Raw genomic sequence first — 19,565 nt, forward strand, 5'->3', positions numbered from 1 at the left:
CTTCAAACTTCTCACTTCACACTTCTAACTTTCTTTAGTCTTGTTCCAGTTCCACGTTGATGGCCAGAGAGCGGATCTCCTTGACCAGCACGTTGAAGGACTCGGGCATGCCGGCCTCCATGCGGTGGTCGCCATCGACGATGTTCTTGTACATGCGGGTACGGCCGTTGACGTCGTCCGACTTCACCGTGAGCATCTCCTGCAGGGTATAGGCGGCACCATAGGCCTCCAGGGCCCAGACCTCCATCTCGCCGAAGCGCTGGCCGCCGAACTGGGCCTTACCCCCCAGCGGCTGCTGGGTGACCAGGCTGTAGGGACCGGTGGAGCGGGCGTGCATCTTGTCATCCACCAGGTGGTTGAGCTTGATCATGTACATGTAGCCGACGGTCACGGTGCGCTCGAAGGCCTCGCCGGTACGCCCGTCATAGAGGGTGAACTGACCGCTTTCCGGCAGGTCTGCCAGGCGCAGCATGGCCTTGAGTTCCTCCTCTGAGCAGCCATCGAACACCGGCGTGGCCATGGGTACGCCGCCGCGCAGGTTGGCGGCCAGCTCGACGATCTCCTCGTCGTTGAGGCTATCGAGCTGCTCCGGTTTGCCGCTGCGGTTGTAGATCTGATCCAGGAAGCCGCGCAGTTCCGCCGCCTTGGCCTTGGCCTGCAACATGTTGCCCAGCTTGATGCCCAGGCCCTTGGCGGCCATCCCCAGGTGGGTCTCCAGCACCTGACCTATGTTCATGCGCGAGGGCACGCCCAGGGGGTTGAGGACGATGTCAACCGGCTCGCCGTTCTTGTCGAACGGCATGTCTTCCACCGGTACGATCTTGGAGATAACGCCCTTGTTGCCGTGGCGGCCGGCCATCTTGTCGCCGGGCTGGATGCGTCGCTTCACCGCGACGAACACCTTGACCATCTTGAGTACGCCTGGGGCCAGATCATCGCCTGTGGTCAGCTTGCGCCGCTTCTCCTCCAGCTTCTGGCGGAATTCCTCGCGCTGCTGCTTGATCTGCTCCGCCACCAGTTCCAGCTGCTTGGCCACCTCTTCATCGCGTACCCGCACCTCCAGCCACTTATCGCGCTCGATGCCTTCCAGGTAGTCGGCGCTGATCTTGCTACCGGCCTTGAGCCGCTTGGGACCGCCATCGGCCACCTGACCCAGGAGCATCTTTTCGATGCGGGCAAAGGTGTCGTCCTCGGTGATGCGCAGCTGGTCGTCCAGATCCTTCTTCACCAGGGCCATCTCGTAGTTTTCGATGCTGGTGGCGCGGGGATCCTTCTCTACCCCGTCGCGGGTGAATACCTGCACATCGATGACGGTGCCGGCCATGCCGGAGCCGACGCGCAGGGAGGTATCCTTCACGTCCGAGGCCTTTTCGCCGAAGATGGCGCGCAGCAGCTTTTCCTCCGGGGTCAGCTGGGTCTCGCCCTTGGGGGTGACCTTGCCGACGAGGATATCGCCCTCGCGCACCTCGGCACCGACATAGACGATGCCAGACTCGTCCAGCTTGGCCAGAGCGGCCTCGCCGACATTGGGGATATCGCCGGTGATCTCCTCCGGCCCCAGCTTGGTATCGCGGGCCATGCAGGTGAGCTCTTCGATATGCACCGTGGTGAAGCGGTCCTCCTGCACCACGCGCTCGGAGATGAGGATGGAATCCTCGAAGTTGTAGCCGTTCCAGGGCATGAAGGCGACCCGCAGGTTCTGCCCCAGGGCCAGCTCGCCCATGTCGGTGGAGGGGCCATCGGCCATGACATCGCCGCGCTGGATACGATCACCCACCAGCACCAGCGGGCGCTGGTTGATGCAGGTGTTCTGGTTGGAGCGGGTGTATTTGGTCAGGTTGTAGATGTCCACGCCGGGCTCGCCGGGCACGGTCTCATCGTCATTGACCCGCACCACGATACGCGCCGCGTCCACCGAATCCACCAGGCCGCCACGCCGGGCCACCACGGTAACGCCGGAGTCTATGGCCACCACGCGCTCCATGCCGGTGCCCACCAGGGGCTTCTCGGCACGCAGGGTGGGCACCGCCTGCCGCTGCATGTTGGAACCCATGAGGGCGCGGTTGGCGTCGTCGTGCTCCAGGAAGGGGATCAGCGAAGCAGCAACCGAAACGATCTGCTTGGGCGACACATCCATGTACTCGATGCGGTCCGGGGTGAACAGGCCGGTCTCGCTCTGGTGCCGGGCCGGTACCAGGCCATCGGTCAGGATACCGCCGTCATCCACCGTGGCGTTGGCCTGGGCGATGACAAAGCGGCCCTCTTCGATTGCCGACAGATAGTGGATCTCGTCGGTGACCTGGCATTCCTTGACCACCCGGTAGGGGGTCTCCAGGAAGCCGTGGCGGTTGGTGCGGGCATAGACCGCCAGGGAGTTGATCAGGCCGATATTGGGACCTTCCGGGGTCTCGATGGGGCAGACCCGGCCATAGTGGGTGGGGTGTACGTCGCGCACCTCGAAGCCGGCCCGCTCACGGGCCAGCCCCCCCGGCCCCAGGGCGGAAACGCGGCGCTTGTGGGTGATCTCCGACAGGGGGTTGTTCTGGTCCATGAACTGGCTCAGCTGGCTGGAGCCGAAAAATTCCTTGATGGCGGCAGACACCGGCTTGGCGTTGATCAGCTCCTGCGGCATCAGGCCCTCGGACTCGGCCAGGGACAGACGCTCCTTGACCGCGCGCTCAACCCGCACCAGACCGACGCGGAACTGGTTTTCCGCCATTTCACCCACGGAGCGGATGCGGCGGTTGCCCAGGTGGTCGATGTCATCCACGGTGCCGTTGCCGTTGCGGATATTGATCAGCTCACGCAGCACATCGACGATGTCCTCCTTGGACAGCACGCCCTCGCCCTCGGTCTCTTCCCGACCCAGGCGGCGGTTGAACTTCATCCGCCCCACCTCGGACAGATCGTAACGGTCGGAGGTGAAGAACAGGTTGGCAAACAGGTTCTGTGCCGCCTCCTTGGTGGGCGGCTCGCCGGGGCGCATCATGCGATAGATCTCCACCTGCGCCTCCAGCTCGCTGCTGGTGGTGTCGATCTGCATGGTGGTGGAGATGTAGGGGCCGTGGTCAAGGTCATTGGTGAACAGGGTGCGGATCTCCTTCACGCCCTTTTCAATGAACTGCTCCAGCAGGTCCGGGTTGATCTCGTCGTTGGGGTTGGCCAGTACCTCGCCGGTCTCCTTGTCGATCACGCTGTGTGCCAGGGTCTTGCCCACCAGGAACTCCTGCGGCACGTCGAGCCGGGTCACGCCCTGCTGCTCCATCTCGCGGATGTGACGCTGGGTGATGCGGCGACCGGTCTCTACCAGCACCTTGCCATCGACGATGATGTCGATATTGGTGGTCTCACCGCGCAGACGCTCGGGCACCAGCTCCAGGGTCAGCTTCTTCTTGCCCAGCTTGATGTGGTCGGTCTCGAAGAACAGGCCAAGGATATCCTCGGACTCATAGCCCAGGGCGCGCAGCAGCACCGTGGCCGGCAGCTTGCGGCGCCGGTCGATACGGCAGAAGACGTTGTCCTTGGGGTCGAATTCAAAGTCCAGCCAGGAGCCACGGTAGGGGATCACCCGGGCGGAGAACAACAGCTTGCCGGAGGAGTGGGTCTTGCCCTTGTCGTGGTCGAAGAAGACGCCGGGCGAGCGGTGCAGCTGGGAGACGATAACCCGCTCGGTGCCGTTGATGACAAAGGTACCGTTGTCGGTCATCAGGGGCAGCTCGCCCATATAGACCTCCTGCTCCTTGATGTCCTTGACCTTGGTGCCGGCGGCGGCCTCCTTGTCGTAGATCACCAGGCGCAGCACCACGCGCAGGGGGGCCGAGTAGGTGGCACCGCGCATCTGGCATTCACGCACGTCGAAGGCCGGTTCGCCCAGGCGATAATCGACGTATTCGAGTGCGGCGTAGCCGGAATGGCTGACGATAGGAAAGACTGAGGTGAACGCGGACTGCAAACCGGTATTGGCGCGAGCGGCGGCCTTGCCGCCCACCTGCAGAAAATCACGGTAGGAATCAATCTGTGTCGCCAACAGGAAGGGGACGTCGAGAATGCTCGGACGCTTGCCGAAGTCCTTGCGGATTCGTTTTTTCTCAGTAAAGGAATACGCCATCTTTATCCATTCCTCGATGAATCGGGCCGACCGTTGCCGGTACCGGTAGAGCGGGTTCCGACCCGCCACGGCGGCGGCCGGGCAGGTCGAATCAAATTCAGTGCGGGGTCAGATTCCGCCAGCGGGAAAAGGCCGGTAGCCTGGGCTACCGGCCAGTTTCAGCCGTTTGAAGCAGTCAGACTGCAAGCCGTCTTACTTGACTTCGACGGTAGCGCCGGCCTCTTCGAGCTGCTTTTTCAGGTCTGCGGCCTCGTCCTTGGAGACAGCTTCCTTGAGGGTGGTGGGGGCACCTTCCACGGCCTCCTTGGCCTCCTTCAGACCCAGACCGGTGATGGCACGCACGGCCTTGATCACGCCGACCTTGTTCTCGCCAAAGCTGGCCAGAACCACGTCGAACTCGGTCTGTTCCTCAGCGGCGGCCTCGCCAGCACCAGCGGCTGCAGGGGCTGCGGCAACGGCGGCGGCGGCGGATACGCCAAACTTCTCTTCCATGGCAGAGATCAGCTCAACCACGTCCATCACGGTCATGTTGGCAATGGCTTCCAGAATGTCGTCTTTAGAAACTGACATGTATGTACTCCTGAATCGTTAAATAATGAATGAGTTAATGATCGGCCAGGCCGATCTATGCTGCCTGTTTTGCATCGCGAATGGCGGCCACGGTTCGAACCAACTTGCCCGGAACCTCGTTGATGGTGCGCGTCAACTTCTCCACTGGTGCCTTCATTACCGCCATGAGCAGGCTGATGGCCTGATCATAGGTCGGCATCTGCGCCAGGGTATCCAGTTCGGACGGTGCCAGGAGCTTGCCACTGATGGAGATCATCTTGACCTCCATCAACTTGTTCTCTTTGACAAAGTCCTTGATGATGCGCGCCGCCGAGCCCGGATCTTCCATCGAGAAGGCCATGACCAATGGACCGGTCAAACCCTCTCTCATGCATTCGAAGTCCGTACCCTCGACCGCGCGCTGTACCAAGGTGTTCTTGACCACGCGCAGATAGACATTGTTTTCGCGTGCTTGCACGCGCAATTTGTCCATCTGTGCCACGGTCAGGCCTCGATACTCCGCCGCAACGGCCGAATAGGCTTTGGCTGCCACTTCCGCGACTTCAGCAACAATGGCCTGCTTTTCTGCAAGATTAAGCGCCATATATGCGTTACCTCCTGATCACGGTGGGGATAAACCCCGTTAAACCGGACGGGTCCGGCTCATGATTACGGGTCCGTCATCAGAGCGTTCTGATTCAAGAGCACCGTCTGCGCAGGCGATTAAGCAGGGCCTTGGCCCCGCACCTGCGGTCTTTGACGTCACCGGCCGCGGACGACCGGTTTCCCAAAGATCGGCCGAAGGCCAGCGCCTGGCCCTCGGTCAAAAAAACTGCCACCCTCCCCTGGCCGCAGGCCCACTGACTGGGCCTGGGTTTCAGGCAAGGTCAGATATTCAGTGAGGTCTGATCCAGCGACAGCCCCGGCCCCATGGTGCTGGAGACGGTGATGCGCTGCACATAGATCCCCTTGGCGGCACTCGGCTTGAGCTTTTTCAGATCGGCCACCAGGGCCTCCAGGTTCTCCTTCAGCTTGGCCGGATCGAACTCCACCTTGCCGATCGGGGCATGGATGATCCCTGCCTTGTCGGTGCGATAACGCACCTGACCGGCCTTGGCGTTTTGTACCGCTTCGGCCACATTGGGGGTGACCGTGCCCACCTTGGGGTTGGGCATCAGGCCACGCGGGCCGAGGATCTGGCCCAGCTGGCCGACCACGCGCATGGCATCGGGCGAGGCGATGACCACGTCAAAGTCCAACTGGCCGGCCTTGACCTGCTCGGCCAGGTCGTCCATGCCGACGATATCGGCACCGGCGGCCTTGGCGGCATCGACGTTGGGGCCCTGGGTGAACACCGCTACGCGCACGCTCTTGCCGGTGCCGTGAGGCAGCACGGTGGCACCACGCACCACCTGATCGGACTTACGCGGGTCAACGCCGAGGTTGACCGATACATCCACGCTCTCGGCAAACTTGACCGCGCTCAACTCCTTCAGCAGGGCAAAGGCCTCTTCTGCCGCATAGGCCTTGCCTGCCTCAACCTTTTCGCGAATCAGCTTCGCCCGCTTGCTCATCTTGGCCATTATTCTGCCCCCTCTACATCCAGACCCATGCTGCGCGCGCTACCGGCGATGGTGCGCACCGCTGCCTCCATATCGGCGGCGGACAGATCGGGCATCTTGGTGCTGGCGATCTCTTCCAGTTGGGCGCGGCTCACGGTGCCGACCTTGTCCTTGTTGGGTACGCCGGAGCCGCTCTTGATGCCAGCCGCCTTTTTCAGCAGGACCGAGGCCGGTGGCGTCTTCATGATGAAGGTAAAGCTGCGGTCGCTATAGACCGAGATCACCACGGGGATCGGCAGACCCTTTTCCAGATGCTGGGTCTGGGCGTTGAACGCCTTGCAGAACTCCATGATGTTGACGCCTTTCTGGCCCAGGGCAGGGCCGACCGGCGGACTGGGGTTGGCCTCTTGGGCCTTGACCTGAAGCTTGATGTAAGCCTCGATTTTCTTTGCCATGATTGCCTCACTTGCGGGTACAAACGGCTCGCGCCTCCCCAGGGTGTTGTAAACGCTAAATTCCCTGCACCTGATTACCGGGCCTGCCTGGCCGGTCTTTACCGGTTCATATAGGGGTGGAACTGCCGCTCCATGCCCGTCAGGAGGAGGACGAGAGGCGGTATGTTATGCCCAATCAGGCCTTTTCCACCTGGCTGAATTCCAGATCCACCGGGGTGGAGCGGCCAAAGATGGAGACCGAGACCTTGAGGCGGCTCTTGTCGTAATCCACGTCCTCGACCACGCCATTGAAGTCGTTGAAGGGGCCATCGATCACCCGCACCACCTCGCCGGGTTCGAACAGCACCTTGGGCCTGGGCTTCTCCACGCCCTCCTGCACCCGCTGCAATATGGCCTCGGCCTCGCGGTCGGTGATGGGCGCGGGGCGGTCGCCGGTACCGCCGATGAAGCCCATCACCCGGGGCACGTCCTTGACCAGGTGCCAGGTCTCGTCGTTCATCTCCATCTGCACCAGGACGTAACCGGGGAAGAACTTGCGCTCACTGCGCCGTTGCTGGCCGCCGCGCATCTCCACCACCTCTTCAGTGGGTACCAGGATGTCGCCAAACAGGTCATCCATGGCGGAGCGGGAGATACGCTCCATCAGCGAGCGCTTGACCTGATTCTCGAACCCCGAAAAGGCGTGCACCACATACCAGCGTTTGGACATCGAATCTTCCCTCAGCCCGTTATGACTTTCAGAATGTAGGCCAGCAGCATATCCACCAACCAGAGGAATATGCCCAACAGGAGCACCATGACAAAGACGATCAGGGTCGTCTGCATGGTCTCTTGGCGTGAGGGCCATACCACCTTGCGTACTTCGGTGCGGGATTCAACGGCAAAGGACCAGACCGACTTGCCCGGCTTGCTCTGCAGGGCAATGAACACGGCAAGGGCGGCCACCAGCAGCAGGCCGATCACCCGCAGCAGCAGAGACTCTTGTTCAAACTGGTAAAAACCACCAATGCCGGCGATCAGAATCAGCAGGGACACCCCCAGCTTGACCGTATCCAAGGTGGATGCCGTCGCTTCAGCTTCTGCGTTCATTGTGATCCTATACCCGAGATATGGCAGGCCAAGAGGGACTCGAACCCCCAACCTGCGGTTTTGGAGACCGCTGCTCTACCAATTGAGCTATTGGCCTAGATTACCTGGACGATGTGGCCGCTTGGGGCCTTGCGGCATTTCCTGCCCGGGATGAAACGGCCCTGGCACCCGAACCAAAGCGGGTACCCTGACCGCCCCCGAGCGGGACAGAAAAGGCGCGGCCATTGAGCATGGCCGCGCCTGCTGCCAGCAAACGGGGGATTATATCACTCGATGATCTTGGATACCACACCGGCACCCACGGTGCGGCCGCCTTCGCGGATGGCGAAGCGCAGGCCCTCTTCCATGGCGATGGGGTTGATCAGCTTGACCGTCATCTTGACGTTGTCGCCGGGCATGACCATCTCCACCCCTTCCGGCAGGTCGCAGGCACCGGTGACATCGGTGGTGCGGAAGTAGAACTGCGGACGATAGCCGTTGAAGAACGGGGTGTGACGACCGCCTTCTTCCTTGCTCAGCACATAGACCTCGGCCTCGAAGTGGGTGTGCGGCTTGATCGTGCCGGGCTTGCACAGCACCTGACCACGCTCGACGTCTTCGCGCTTGGTGCCGCGCAGCAGCACGCCGACGTTGTCTCCGGCCTCGCCCTGGTCGAGCAGCTTGCGGAACATTTCCACCCCGGTACAGGTGGTCTTCTGGGTGTCGCGGATGCCGACGATTTCGATTTCTTCACCCACCTTGACCACGCCGCGCTCCACCCGGCCGGTGACCACGGTGCCACGCCCGGAGATGGAGAAGACGTCTTCGATGGGCATCAGGAAGGCACCGTCGATGGCCCGCTCGGGCTCGGGGATGTAACTGTCCAGGGCCTCGACCAGCTTGTCGATGGATTTGGTGCCGATGTCGCTGTCATCGCCCTCCAGGGCCTTGAGCGCGGATCCGACCACGATCGGGGTGTCGTCTCCGGGGAAGTCGTAGCTGTCGAGCAGTTCGCGGATCTCCATTTCCACCAGCTCCAGCAGTTCTTCATCATCGACCATGTCGGCCTTGTTCATATAGACGATGATGTAGGGCACGCCCACCTGACGCGACAGCAGGATGTGCTCGCGGGTCTGCGGCATGGGGCCGTCGGCGGCGGAGACCACCAGGATGGCGCCGTCCATCTGCGCCGCGCCGGTGATCATGTTTTTCACGTAGTCGGCGTGTCCGGGGCAGTCCACATGGGCGTAGTGGCGCATGTCGGATTCGTATTCGACGTGGGCGGTGGCGATGGTGATGCCACGCTCACGTTCTTCCGGGGCGTTGTCGATCTGGTCGTAGGCGCGTGATTCGCCACCGAACTTGCTCGCCTGATGGGTAGTGATGGCCGCGGTCAAGGTGGTCTTGCCGTGGTCAACGTGACCTATGGTGCCGACGTTTACGTGCGGTTTCTTACGTTCAAACTTTTCTTTGGACATTACCCTATCTCCCGGAAGATAAATTGCACTGAGGTAAAAATTGCCCGGTACGCCGAGCGTGATACTGGAGCCCAGAAGCAGATTTGAACTGCCGACCTCACCCTTACCAAGGGTGTGCTCTACCAACTGAGCTATCTGGGCAAAATGGTGTTGGCCTGGGTCTGCCAGACCGGATGCCTGGAGCGGGTGATGGGAATCGAACCCACGTATTCAGCTTGGAAGGCTGAAGTTCTACCATTGAACTACACCCGCATTGCTTTCCGGGGAGCCTTAGCTGGACCCACTGAAATCTTTACCAACCTCCCCATGACTGAGGAAGTGGCTTGCCATTTTGGTGGAGGGGGGAGGATTACTCCGGGCCTCCATGCCCTCCGCCCTTCGGGCCGCGCTGCGCGCGTTCAAAATCGCTCTCGGCAACTGCTCCTGCGTTGCTCTACCTCCTGCGTCCCTGCGGTCGCTGGCGATTTTGTCGAACCTCCACCGGTTCAAATCCTCCCCCCGCTCAACTCATCAGGAGGTTTGCCAATTGGTGGAGGGGGGAGGATTACTCCGGGCTTCCATGCCCTCCGCCCTTCGGGCCGCGCTGCGCGCGTTCAAAATCGCTCCTGGCGATTTTGTCGAACCTCCACCGGTTCAAATCCTCCCCCGTTCAACTCATCAGGAGGTTTGCCAATTGGTGGAGGGGGGAGGATTCGAACCTCCGAAGGCTGAGCCGACAGATTTACAGTCTGTTCCCTTTGACCGCTCGGGAACCCCTCCGCGAAGGTGCAGCATTTTCATGATCTGACCCACTCTTGTCAAGGCCGTTCGGTAAAAAAACCCGGCCAGGCCTGGCCGGACCGAATACAAGCGCCAAGCTAACTGCTCGGGCCGTTAAGCCCTTAGCCCCTGGCAGCGGAGAAATCCCCCTACCCCCTTTGTAAAAGGGGGATTGGCGCAGTCGGCGGCAGTTCGCTTCGCCCCCAGCGACATCATTTTGCAGCCAAAAGGATGGCATAATCCCGCCGCAATCAACTTGCCGAGGTATCTATCAATGAATGTCACCCTGTTTGGAAGCGGTTATGTCGGCCTGGTCACCGGTGCCTGCCTGGCCGAGGTCGGCAACAATGTGGTCTGCGTGGATGTGGACCCGGCCAAGATCGAACTGCTCAATGCCGGCGGTATCCCCATCTACGAGCCGGGCCTGGAGGAGATGGTACAGCGCAACCACCAGGCCGGCCGCCTCAGCTTTACCACCGATGCCAGGCTGGGGGTCGAGCACGGCCTGTTCCAGTTCATCGCCGTGGGCACACCGCCGGATGAAGACGGCTCCGCCGATCTGAGCCATGTGTTGACGGTAGCCCGCACCATCGCCGAGCACATGCAGGACTACCGGATCATCGTCGATAAATCCACCGTGCCCGTAGGTACCGCGGATCGCGTGCGGCAGGCCGCCCAGCAGGCCCTGGATGAGCGCGGCCTGGCGCTGGAGTTCGACGTGGTCTCCAACCCTGAGTTTCTCAAGGAAGGCGCCGCCATCGAGGACTTCATGCGCCCGGACCGCATTGTCATCGGCACCGACAACCCGCGCACCACGGAATTGCTGCGTGCCCTCTACACCCCCTTCAACCGCAACCACGACCGCCTGGTCACCATGGACATCCGCTCGGCGGAGCTGACCAAATACGCCGCCAATGCCCTGCTCGCCACCAAGATCAGCTTCATGAACGAACTGTCCCGCATCGCCGAGGCCATGGGCGCGGACATCGAACGGGTGCGCGTCGGCATCGGCTCGGACCCGCGTATCGGCTACCACTTCATCTACCCCGGCTGCGGCTATGGCGGCTCCTGCTTCCCCAAGGACGTCAAGGCACTGGCCCAGACTGCCCGTCAGAATGGCATCCAGCCGGAACTGCTGGATGCGGTAGAAGCGGTCAACCAAAGCCAAAAGCAGGTACTCTTTGGCAAGATACAAAGCCACTTTGGTGAGCTGAGGGGGCGCCGCTTCGCCCTCTGGGGCCTGGCCTTCAAGCCCAATACCGACGACATGCGCGAGGCCTCCAGCCGGGTCTTGCTGGAACAACTCTGGGCCGCCGGTGCCCAGGTGCAGGCCTACGACCCCGCCGCCATGGAAGAGGCCGAGCGGCTCTATGGCCAGCGCCCGGACCTGCAACTCTGCCAATCCGCCAGCGCCGCCTGCGAAGGGGCCGACGCCCTGATCATAGTCACCGAATGGCAGCAGTTCCGCAGCCCCGACTTCCAGCAACTCAAGGCACAGCTGAATCACCCCGTCATCTTCGACGGTCGCAACCTCTACGACCCCGCCCTGCTGGCGAGCCTGGGCATCCGCTATCACGCCATCGGTCGGCCCGGCCCGCAGACATCAGCGCTTTGAGCCAGGGCTTGGGCAGCCCGCTTCAGCCATAATCGCGGTTTTTGCGCCACAAGAAAATTTCTTTGCTTATCAACAAAAAGTTCTTGCCTATTGTTGCTAATTGGTCTAATTTCGCAAAAAAGAAACATATACCTAACTTTTCTACAAATAAGCAACAACTAATATAAGCAGGAACCCGCCCATGAAAAACACCAGCCTAGTCTCCGCCGCCGTCGCCGCCGCCCTCTGTTCAACTTCCGCCTTTGCCACCAATGGCATGATCCTTGAGGGTTACGGCGCACGGGCCACCGCCATGGGCGGCGCCTCCATGGCCTATGACTCGGGCAACTCGGGTGCCCTGAACAACCCGGCCACCCTGTCGCTGATGGACGCCAATGTCCGCGCCGGGGTGGGTATCCGCTATCTGGGCCCGGACATCACCAGCTCCTTTGGCCCCGCCAGCACCGACTCCGACGGCACGGCCTACTGGATGCCCTCCGCCTCCTATATCCGCAAAGCCGGTGACTGGACCTATGGCGTGGCCATGCTGGCCCAGGGCGGCATGGGCACCGAATACGGCCAGGCGGGTCCGACCGACCTGTTTGCCGGCAACATGTCTCTGTTCAACAGCCCAGTCCCCCTCAGCGGCCAGGAAATACGCTCCGAGGTCGGCGTCGGCACCATTATGTTCCCCCTGAGCAAGCAGGTGAATGACCGCCTCACCATCGGCGGCTCCATTGACTTCGTCTGGGCCATGATGGACCTGCAGATGGACATGAGCGGTGCCCAGTTTGGCCAGTTGATGCAGGGCAACGGCGGCAGCGTTGGCGGCTCCATGGCCATGGGCATGGGCATGATGCTGGACCCCGACATGAACGGCGTTCCCGACGTTGACATGAACTGGGCCCGGTTTGACTTCACCGACGACAACGACATGACCGGCGAGGCCAAGGCCACCGGCTGGATGGGCCAGCTGGGCTTTACCTATGCCCTGAGTGACCGCCTGCGCATAGGTGGCAGCTACCGTTCCAAGACCCACCTGGACGACATGGACACCAACGATGCCACCCTGTCCATGCTGATACCCGCCATGGGCGCTACCCCCATGGCGCTGACCGGCACCCTCAACGTGGTGGACTTCCAGTGGCCCGACTCCATCGGCCTGGGCCTGTCCTTCCAGGCCACCGACCGTGTGATGGTGGTGGCGGACTACAAGCGTATCGGCTGGAAGGATGTCATGCAGTCCTTCCGCATGACCTTCACCCCGGATGCCGGACAGATGGGCGGCATGTTTGATAACACCATGCTGGACGTGACCATGGATCAGAACTGGGAAGACCAGAATGTCTTCTCCCTGGGCTTTGAATACCAGGCCAGCGATAAACTGGCCCTACGTGCTGGCGTCAACCTGGCCGACAACCCGGTACCCAACTCCATGGTCAACCCCCTGTTCCCGGCCACCATTGAAGACCACATCACCGGCGGCTTTGGCTACAAGCTGACCAAGAACGACAACCTCGGCTTCTCCTTCACCTACGCCCCAGAGGTGGAAACCGTCGGTACCGGACCGCTCAACTCCATGCCCGGCATGGGCGGCGTGGTCACCACCCACAGTCAGTTCAACTGGACCCTGAACTACTCCCGCACCTGGTAGTAACCGGTCCGTCAGAGCAAAAAAAGGTGCCTTCGCGGCACCTTTTTTGACTATCAAACGATCATGGGGCAAGCAGAGCCACCCCAGAAAATGAAAGCCTGCTTGCCCCTGATCGTTATCCGCCTGTACAGAATCACTTGGCCGATCCGTGCAACCGGTTCATCACCGCCTGCTGCTCGCCGTTACAGATCCCCTTGACCTGGCCGACCGCCGCGTTCAAGGCCAGGTCCAGGGACTCGCGGTCGGCCTTGGAGGGCCGATCCAGTACATAATCAATCACCTGATTACGCTCACCGGGGTGACCTATACCCAGCCGCAGCCGCCAGAAGCCCTTGTCCCCAAGGGCGGCGATAATATCGCGCAGGCCATTGTGCCCCCCATGGCCACCACCCTTCTTCAGCCGTACCGCGCCCACCGGCAGGTCCAGCTCATCGTGAACCACCAGTGTGTTCTCCGGTGCCATGCGGTAGTAGTTGGCCAGCGCCGCCACCGACCGGCCACTGTGGTTCATGAAGGTGCTCGGCTTGAGCAGCCAGCAATCATGCCCGGCCAGCAGCAGCTTGGCCACCTCGCCCTGAAACCGGCCCTCGTTGCGCAGGTTGCCGTGGTGCTCCTGCACCAGTTGGTCGATAAACCAAAACCCGGCGTTATGCCGGGTCTGTTCGTACTGGGCCCCAGGGTTGCCCAGGCCCACAATCAGCTTGATCCTGTCCATCACATACCTGCTTCAGGGGCGACATCAGGCCCGGCGGAAGGGGCCGCCAGGTCATCCAGCGGCCAGCGGGGCCTCACCCCATAGGCCAGGTCCTGGGCCTCACCGGCCTGCAGCCGCAGACAGCCGGCGAAGGCAATCATGGCACCGTTATCCGTACAGAACTCCAAGCGCGGATACCAGGCCCTGGCCCCTATTTTGGCACATTCCTGGCCCATGCGCTGACGCAGTCGCTGATTGGCGCTGACCCCGCCGGCCAACACCAGATCCTGCCAGCCGGTCTGCTGCAGGGCCCGTCGGCACTTGATCACCAGGGTATCCACCACGGCCTGTTCAAAGGCGCAGGCGATATCCGCCTTGAGTTGGTCATCGCGCTCGGCCTCAGGCACATCGGCCAGGGTATTCAGGGCAAAGGTCTTAAGCCCGGAGAAGCTGAACTCCAGCCCCGGCCGGTCGGTCATGGGACGGGGGAAGCGAAACCGCCTTGTATCACCCCGCTGCGCCAGCCGGGCCAGCTCCGGCCCGCCGGGATAGGGCAGGCCGAGCAGTTTGGCGGTCTTGTCGAAGGCCTCGCCAGCGGCATCGTCCAGGCTGTTGCCCAGCATCCGGTACTGCCCCAGCCCGGCCACCGCCACCAACTGGGTGTGGCCACCCGAGACCAGCAGGGCGACAAAGGGGAAGTCCGGTCTGGGCGACTCCAGCAGGGGAGCGAGCAGGTGGCCCTCCATGTGGTGCACGGCGAGCGCCGGGATCGACAGGCCCCAGGCCAGGCTGCGACCAATCGAGGCCCCCACCATCAGGGCCCCCACCAGGCCGGGACCGGCGGTGTAGGCGATGCCGTCCAGGTCCCCAAGTCCCAGCCCGGCGTCGGCCAGCACCTGTCGGATCAGCGGCAGGGCCTTGCGGATGTGATCGCGCGAGGCCAGCTCGGGCACCACGCCGCCGAACTCCGCATGCAAGCGCACCTGGCTGTACAGGCCCTGGGCCAGCAGGCCTGCGCGGTCGTTGTAGAGGGCGACGCCGGTCTCGTCGCAGGAGCTTTCTATGCCGAGTACATTCATTTGGGATGATTTCCTGCGCGATATTGCTTTTCCAGCCCGTTGCTGTAGAATTCCGCGCTCTTTTAAGTTTGTTATTAACCCTGGGGTAACTCAATGCCTAATGTCCGCGTAAAGGAAAACGAACCCTTTGAAGTCGCCATGCGCCGCTTCAAGCGCTCTTGCGAAAAGGCCGGTGTACTGGCCGAGGTGCGTCGCCGTGAATTCTATGAAAAGCCCACCTGGGAGCGCAAACGCAAGGCCGCCGCAGCGGTCAAGCGTCACCTGAAGAAGGTCTCGCGCGAAACCCGCCGTTGGGAACGCAAGTACTGATCCATTCGGACCCCTCTGCCATGCTCAAGCAACGTATCCTGAATGACGTCAAACTGGCCATGAAGGCCGGTGACAAACCGCGACTGGCCACCCTGCGCCTGATCAGCGCCGCGATCAAGCAACGTGAGGTGGACGAGCGCATCGAACTGGACGACAGTCAGATGCTGGCGGTTCTGGAGAAGATGGTCAAGCAGCGGCGTGAATCCATCAGCCAGTATCAAAAGGCCGCGCGCAATGATCTGGTGGAGCAGGAGCAGTTCGAGCTGGGCATACTGCAGGAATACCTGCCCGAGCCGCTGGGCGATGCCGAGATCGCCGAGCTGATCGAGCAGGCCATAGACAGCACAGGTGCCAGCTCCATCAAGGACATGGGCAAGGTGGTCGGCCAACTCAAAACCCAGATGCAGGGCCGGGCCGACATGGCCCAGGTCAGCGGCCTGGTCAAGCAGAAACTGGTCGGCTAGGCCAGCGGCCTTATGGCCGACAGAATCCCCAGGGAATTCATCGACCAACTGCTGCAACGGCTGGACATAGTCGATGTGGTCAACAGCCGGGTGCCGCTGCGCCAGGCGGGCAAGGAATATCAGGCCTGCTGCCCCTTCCATGACGAAAAGACCCCCTCCTTCACGGTAAGCCGCGACAAGCAGTTCTTCCACTGCTTCGGCTGCGGTGCCCACGGCACGGCGGTAGGCTTTCTTATGGACTACGACCGGATGAGCTTCCCCGAGGCCATCGAGGAACTCGCCCGCCAGGCCGGCATGGAGATGCCCTCCGAGCTTGGCCCGAGCAGCGGCCCGGAGGCCGACCTGCGCCCCCTCTACGGGATCGTGCAGCAGGCAATGGACTACTACCGCGCCCAACTCAAGGCGCACCCGCAGCGCCAGCGCGCCATCGACTACCTGAAACAGCGCGGCCTGAGCGGTGAAATCAGCGCCGAATTCGGCATCGGCTACGCCCCGCCCGGCTGGGACAACCTGCTGCATGCCCTCAGCGGCCCGGGCAAGGCCTCGCCCCAACTGTTGCTCCAGGCCGGGCTGATCGCCGAACCGGAACCGGGCAAAGCCTACGACCGCCTGCGCGAGCGCATCTGCTTTCCCATCCGTGATCCACGCGGCCGCGTGATCGGCTTTGGCGGCCGCCTGTTGCCCGGCGAGACCGATAGCAAGGCCCCCAAATACCTCAACACCCCGGAGACCCCCCTCTTCCACAAGGGCCGTAACCTCTATGGCCTGTACGAAATGCGCCAGGCCCTGCGCCGCCCCGAGCGCCTGCTCATTGTCGAGGGCTACATGGACGTGGTCGCCCTGGCCCAGCAGGGTATCCGCTACGCCGTCGCCACCCTCGGCACCGCCACCACGGTCGAACACCTGCAACTGCTGTTTCGCCAGACCCCCCGCCTGGTGTTCTGCTTCGATGGCGACCGGGCCGGGCGCGAGGCGGGCTGGAAGGCCCTGCAGACCAGCCTGCCCCAACTCAGTGAAGGGCGCGAGGTACGCTTCCTGTTCCTGCCCGAGGGCGAAGACCCCGACAGCCTGGTGCGCAAGGAGGGCCAAGCCGCCTTTGAACAACGCATCGAACAGGCCCAGGGCCTGTCCGACTACCTGCTCGAACACCTCGCCCAGGGCATAGACCTGAGCGACACCGACGGCCAGGCCCGCTACGCCGATCGGGTCCGGCCGCACATCGAACAACTGCCCGAGGGCACCCTGCGCCACCTGCTGGCCCGCCGCCTGGCCAGGCTCACCGGTGCCGACCAGGGGCAATTGGACCCGCGCCCACGGCCAGGCCCCCGCACCCGTCAGCGCGGCCCGCGCCCGGCCCATCAGCGCCCCAGCACGCCGCTGCGCCAGGCCGTGCGGCTGCTGTTGGAAGAACCCCGCCTGGCCCTGCTGGAACAGGCCCCGGCGCACTGGTCCCAGGCCCGCGTCGAAGGCATGGAATTATTGACCGGCCTGGTCGAGCTGATCCGGCGGAACCCCGCCATCCGCCCCGGCCCCCTGCTGGAGCACTGGCGCGACAGCAACTACCACCCTGCCCTGCGCAGCCTCAGCGCCAGCCCGCTGAACATCCCCGAGAGCGGCTATGAGGCCGAATACCTGGGCTGCCTGGAGCGCCTGGCAAAGACCGCCCGAGAGCAGGAATTCGATGCCCTGACCCGGCGCAGCGCCCTACAGCCACTCACCAGCGGGGAAATGGAACGGCTCAAGGCCCTGTCTCGAATGATTTCCAGGTAGCCAATTCAACAAGCCCATGCTATACTTTCGCGTTCTCTCTCCCTTGATTCTCTAGAAAAATGGCCTCTATGTATAAGGAAGAACAGACCTCCCAGCTGAAAAAATTGATCTCGAAAGGTAAGGAGCAAGGCTTCCTGACCTATACCGAAGTCAATGACCACTTGCCCGAGGGCATTGTTGAGCCGGAGCAGATCGAAGATATCATCCGCATGATCAACGACATGGGGATTCAGGTCACCGAATCCGCAGCCGATGTGGATACCGAAAACCTGGGCGATATCGCCTCCACCGACGACGACGCCGCCGAGGCCGCCGCCGCCGCCCTGGCCGCAGTGGAAAGCGACGTCGGCCGCACCACCGACCCGGTGCGCATGTACATGCGCGAAATGGGCACGGTGGAGCTGCTCACCCGCGAGGGCGAGCTGCTCATCGCCAAACGCATCGAAGACGGCCTCAACAAGGTCGCCATCGCCCTGGCCGGCTACCCGCAGACCATCCGCCTGCTGCTGGACAAGATGGCCGCCATCGAGGCCGGCGAATGCCGCCTGGCCGACATCCTGGTGGACTTCATCGACCCCACCCAGCCCGAGGCCATCCCCCAGGCCAGCAACCCGAACACCGCCAGCGCCGACAACAAGAGCGATGATGACGACGATGCCGCCGATGACGACAAATCCCTCGACCCGGCCCTGATCCTGGAAAAGGTCGGCAACATCGACAAGCTGTACAACGCCTGGCTGAAGCTGCAAGACAAAAAGGGCGCGGCCGACAAAAAGACCCGTGCCGCCCTCGACAACCTGGCCCAGGCCTTCCTTGAATTCAAGCTGGCACCGCCCTTCTTCAATCTGCTGTGCAACCAGTTGCGCACAGTGGTAGAGCAAATCCGCAAACACGAACGCAGCATCATGGGTCTCTGCGTGGATTACAGCGGCATGCCCCGGCGCACCTTCATCGCCACCTTCCCGGAAAACGAAACCAATCTCAGCTGGGGCAAGAATCTGGTAGCGGAAGGCCATGACTACAGCGACAAACTCAAGACCAACCTGAGCGACATCCTCCGCGCCCAGAAAAAGCTCGCCGAGATCGAACGCCAATCCGGCCTCACCATCGGCGAGATCAAAGAGGTCAACCGCAAGATGTCCATCGGCGAGGCCAAGGCCCGCCGCGCCAAAAAGGAAATGGTCGAGGCCAACCTGCGTCTGGTCATCTCCATCGCCAAAAAATACACCAACCGTGGGCTGCAATTCCTCGACCTGATCCAGGAAGGCAACATCGGCCTGATGAAGGCGGTGGACAAATTCGAATACCGCCGTGGCTACAAATTCTCCACCTACGCCACCTGGTGGATCCGTCAGGCCATCACCCGCTCCATTGCCGATCAGGCGCGCACCATCCGCATCCCGGTGCACATGATCGAAACCATCAACAAGCTCAACCGCATCTCGCGCCAGATCGTCCAGGAACAGGGCCGCGACCCCACCCCGGAAGAGTTGGCGGAAAAGATGGAAATGCCCGAGGACAAGATCCGCAAGGTACTCAAGATCGCCAAGGAACCCATCTCCATGGAGACCCCCATCGGTGACGACGAAGACTCCCACCTGGGCGACTTCATCGAAGACTCCAACGTCGTCACCCCGGTGGACTCGGCCACCATGGAAGGCCTGCGCGAGGCCACCCAATCCATGCTCGGCAGCCTCACCGGACGCGAATCCAAGGTCCTGCGCATGCGCTTTGGCATCGACATGAACACCGACCACACCCTGGAAGAGGTCGGCAAGCAGTTTGATGTCACCCGCGAGCGCATCCGCCAGATCGAGGCCAAGGCCCTGCGCAAGCTGCGCCACCCCTCGCGCTCGGACAAGCTACGCAGCTTCCTCGACGATTGACCCGCCCCAGGGCCCTTAGCTCAGTTGGTTAGAGCAGGCGACTCATAATCGCTTGGTCGCAGGTTCAAGTCCTGCAGGGCCCACCATACAAAACAAGGGGTTAGGTGATTTTCAGCCTAGCCCCTTTTGTTTGCAT

The 19,565-nt window shown here is 62.2% G+C and carries 16 protein-coding genes, 5 tRNA genes and 1 other RNA gene; 7 read left to right on the plus strand and 15 right to left on the minus strand.

Annotation, left to right across the window (positions count from 1 at the left end):
* Positions 1 to 34: 34 nt before the first annotated feature.
* The 13 genes from rpoB to D5125_00980 form a co-directional block, all read right to left on the minus strand.
* Entirely contained in the window at positions 35 to 4,108 is a 4,074-nt protein-coding gene (rpoB, locus tag D5125_00920; protein ID QFY88155.1) for a DNA-directed RNA polymerase subunit beta, read from the minus strand.
* A 192-nt stretch (positions 4,109 to 4,300) separates the two neighbouring features.
* Positions 4,301 to 4,678 carry a 50S ribosomal protein L7/L12 gene (rplL, locus tag D5125_00925; protein ID QFY88156.1) on the minus strand — a complete coding sequence of 126 codons (378 nt, stop codon included), beginning with the start codon at positions 4,676 to 4,678 and terminating at the stop codon, positions 4,301 to 4,303.
* Positions 4,679 to 4,733: 55 nt separating this feature from the next.
* Positions 4,734 to 5,261, minus strand: coding sequence for a 50S ribosomal protein L10 (rplJ, locus tag D5125_00930; protein ID QFY88157.1), 528 nt, complete (start codon positions 5,259 to 5,261; stop codon positions 4,734 to 4,736).
* A gap of 283 nt (positions 5,262 to 5,544) precedes the next feature.
* Positions 5,545 to 6,240 (minus strand): 50S ribosomal protein L1, encoded by a 696-nt coding sequence (gene rplA, locus D5125_00935; protein ID QFY88158.1) that lies wholly within the window; start codon positions 6,238 to 6,240, stop codon positions 5,545 to 5,547.
* A complete protein-coding gene (gene rplK / locus D5125_00940) occupies positions 6,240 to 6,674 on the minus strand; it encodes a 50S ribosomal protein L11 (protein QFY88159.1) in 435 nt (144 codons plus the stop codon). The genes rplA and rplK overlap by 1 nt, the downstream gene beginning before the upstream one ends.
* A gap of 175 nt (positions 6,675 to 6,849) precedes the next feature.
* Positions 6,850 to 7,383 carry a transcription termination/antitermination protein NusG gene (nusG, locus tag D5125_00945; protein ID QFY88160.1) on the minus strand — a complete coding sequence of 178 codons (534 nt, stop codon included), beginning with the start codon at positions 7,381 to 7,383 and terminating at the stop codon, positions 6,850 to 6,852.
* 11 nt (positions 7,384 to 7,394) lie between these two features.
* Positions 7,395 to 7,763, minus strand: a complete 369-nt coding sequence (gene secE, locus D5125_00950) for a preprotein translocase subunit SecE (GenBank protein ID QFY91021.2) — start codon at positions 7,761 to 7,763, stop codon at positions 7,395 to 7,397.
* A 21-nt stretch (positions 7,764 to 7,784) separates the two neighbouring features.
* Positions 7,785 to 7,860, minus strand: a tRNA-Trp gene (locus D5125_00955).
* Positions 7,861 to 8,029: 169 nt separating this feature from the next.
* A complete protein-coding gene (gene tuf, locus D5125_00960; GenBank protein ID QFY88161.1) occupies positions 8,030 to 9,220 on the minus strand; it encodes an elongation factor Tu in 1,191 nt (396 codons plus the stop codon).
* A gap of 65 nt (positions 9,221 to 9,285) precedes the next feature.
* Positions 9,286 to 9,361, minus strand: a tRNA-Thr gene (locus tag D5125_00965).
* A gap of 37 nt (positions 9,362 to 9,398) precedes the next feature.
* Positions 9,399 to 9,472, minus strand: a tRNA-Gly gene (locus D5125_00970).
* A 275-nt stretch (positions 9,473 to 9,747) separates the two neighbouring features.
* Positions 9,748 to 9,880, minus strand: a non-coding RNA gene (locus D5125_00975) — RtT sRNA.
* Between the two features lie 14 nt (positions 9,881 to 9,894).
* Positions 9,895 to 9,979: transfer RNA gene (locus D5125_00980), tRNA-Tyr, on the minus strand.
* Positions 9,980 to 10,253: 274 nt separating this feature from the next.
* Here D5125_00980 and D5125_00985 point away from each other — a divergent pair.
* Together D5125_00985 and D5125_00990 are read left to right on the plus strand one after the other, a co-directional pair.
* Entirely contained in the window at positions 10,254 to 11,594 is a 1,341-nt protein-coding gene (locus D5125_00985; GenBank protein ID QFY88162.1) for a UDP-glucose/GDP-mannose dehydrogenase family protein, read from the plus strand.
* Positions 11,595 to 11,775: 181 nt separating this feature from the next.
* On the plus strand, positions 11,776 to 13,227 hold the full coding sequence (locus D5125_00990) for an outer membrane protein transport protein (protein ID QFY88163.1): 1,452 nt from the start codon (positions 11,776 to 11,778) through the stop codon (positions 13,225 to 13,227).
* Between the two features lie 133 nt (positions 13,228 to 13,360).
* On the opposite strand, the gene pth is transcribed toward D5125_00990, so the two are convergent.
* Positions 13,361 to 13,942, minus strand: coding sequence for an aminoacyl-tRNA hydrolase (gene pth, locus D5125_00995; GenBank protein ID QFY88164.1), 582 nt, complete (start codon positions 13,940 to 13,942; stop codon positions 13,361 to 13,363).
* Positions 13,942 to 15,000, minus strand: coding sequence for a tRNA (adenosine(37)-N6)-threonylcarbamoyltransferase complex transferase subunit TsaD (gene tsaD / locus D5125_01000; GenBank protein ID QFY88165.1), 1,059 nt, complete (start codon positions 14,998 to 15,000; stop codon positions 13,942 to 13,944). The genes pth and tsaD overlap by 1 nt, the downstream gene beginning before the upstream one ends.
* A 93-nt stretch (positions 15,001 to 15,093) precedes the next feature.
* On the opposite strand from tsaD, the gene rpsU reads away from it, so the two are divergent.
* The 5 genes from rpsU (at position 15,094) to D5125_01025 (ending at position 19,515) form a co-directional block, all read left to right on the plus strand.
* Positions 15,094 to 15,309 (plus strand): 30S ribosomal protein S21, encoded by a 216-nt coding sequence (gene rpsU / locus D5125_01005; GenBank protein ID QFY88166.1) that lies wholly within the window; start codon positions 15,094 to 15,096, stop codon positions 15,307 to 15,309.
* A gap of 20 nt (positions 15,310 to 15,329) precedes the next feature.
* Positions 15,330 to 15,773, plus strand: a complete 444-nt coding sequence (locus tag D5125_01010; GenBank protein ID QFY88167.1) for a GatB/YqeY domain-containing protein — start codon at positions 15,330 to 15,332, stop codon at positions 15,771 to 15,773.
* A gap of 12 nt (positions 15,774 to 15,785) precedes the next feature.
* Positions 15,786 to 17,543, plus strand: coding sequence for a DNA primase (locus D5125_01015; GenBank protein ID QFY88168.1), 1,758 nt, complete (start codon positions 15,786 to 15,788; stop codon positions 17,541 to 17,543).
* 68 nt (positions 17,544 to 17,611) lie between these two features.
* Positions 17,612 to 19,429, plus strand: a complete 1,818-nt coding sequence (rpoD, locus tag D5125_01020; protein QFY88169.1) for an RNA polymerase sigma factor RpoD — start codon at positions 17,612 to 17,614, stop codon at positions 19,427 to 19,429.
* A 9-nt stretch (positions 19,430 to 19,438) separates the two neighbouring features.
* Positions 19,439 to 19,515, plus strand: a tRNA-Ile gene (locus D5125_01025).
* Positions 19,516 to 19,565: the final 50 nt, after the last annotated feature.

Source organism: gamma proteobacterium SS-5, assembly GCA_009497875.2.
Taxonomy (GTDB): Bacteria; Pseudomonadota; Gammaproteobacteria; order Chromatiales; family Chromatiaceae; genus Magnetovirga; species Magnetovirga frankeli.